Here is a 1,333-nt window from a genome sequence, read left to right on the forward strand (position 1 = left end):
CCTGAGGAATCCCCTAATGATTTTGATAAAAATCATAAATTTAAGGTAGATGCACATCTTGTCATGTGATCAAATGGTTCTGCGAAAAATCAATAACCAGACAACAAGATGTGCGAACTCGATATTTTACACGACTCTCTTTACCAATTCTGCCCTGAATTGCACTTAAAACGACTCAACAGTTTAACGCTGGCTTGCCACGCATTACTTGAATGTAAAACGCTCACTCTTACCGAACTTGGTCGTAACCTGCCAACGAAAGCCAGAACAAAACATAACATCAAACGAATCGACAGATTGTTAGGTAATCGTCACTTGCACAAAGAGCGACTCGCTGTATACCGTTGGCATGCCAGCTTTATCTGTTCAGGTAATTCGATGCCCATTGTTCTTGTTGACTGGTCTGATATTCGTGAGCAAAAACGGCTTATGGTATTGCGGGCTTCGGTGGCACTACATGGTCGTTCTATTACTCTTTATGAGAAAGCGTTTCCGCTTTCAGAGCAATGTTCAAAGGCGGCTCATGACCAATTCTTAGCCGACCTCGCAAGCATTCTACCGAGTAACACTACACCGCTTATTGTCAGTGATGCAGGCTTTAAAGTGCCATGGTATAAATCCGTTGAAAAGCTAGGTTGGTACTGGTTAAGTCGAGTGAGAGGGAAAGTGCAATATGCAGATTTAGGTGCGGAAAACTGGCAACCTATCAGCAACTTACATGGCACCTCTTCAAGTCGAACAAAAACTTTAGGCTATAAGAGGTTGACTAAGAGCAACCCAATCTCATGTCAAATTGCACTGTATAAATCACGTCCTAAAGGCCGAAAAAATCAGCGTTCGACACGGACCAATTGTCATCATCCATCACCTAAAATCTACTCCGCTTCGACAAAAGAACCATGGGTTTTAGCGACTAACTTGCCCGTTGAAACTCGAACACCCAAGCAACTTGTTAAGATCTACTCAAAGCGTATGCAGATAGAAGAAACCTTCCGAGACTTAAAAAGCCAAGCATACGGTCTAGGACTCCGACATAGCAGAACTAGCAGCCCAGAGCGCTTTGATATCATGCTACTGATCGCCCTAATGCTTCAACTGACATTTTGGCTTGTTGGCGTACATTCACAGAAACAAGGTTGGGATAAACACTTCCAAGCAAACACTGTCAGGAATCGAAATGTACTCTCAACAGTGCGCTTAGGCATGGAAGTGTTGCGGCATTCTGGCTACACAATAACGAGGGAAGACTTGCTCGTAGCTGCAATCCTGCTTGCTCAAAATCTATTCAAACATGGTTGCGCTTTGGGGAAATTATGAGGGGATCCCTCAGTGC

General features: G+C 43.7%; 1 protein-coding gene. It reads left to right on the top strand.

Going from position 1 to position 1,333, the window contains the following annotated elements:
- Positions 1-108 precede the first annotated feature (108 nt).
- Positions 109-1,317 (top strand): IS4 family transposase, encoded by a 1,209-nt coding sequence (locus R7P69_RS24695; RefSeq protein WP_072666889.1) that lies wholly within the window; start codon positions 109-111, stop codon positions 1,315-1,317.
- Positions 1,318-1,333 lie beyond the last annotated feature (16 nt).

Origin of the sequence: Vibrio sp. 661, assembly GCF_033339315.1 — a bacterium.
Taxonomy (GTDB): Bacteria; Pseudomonadota; Gammaproteobacteria; order Enterobacterales; family Vibrionaceae; genus Vibrio; species Vibrio alginolyticus.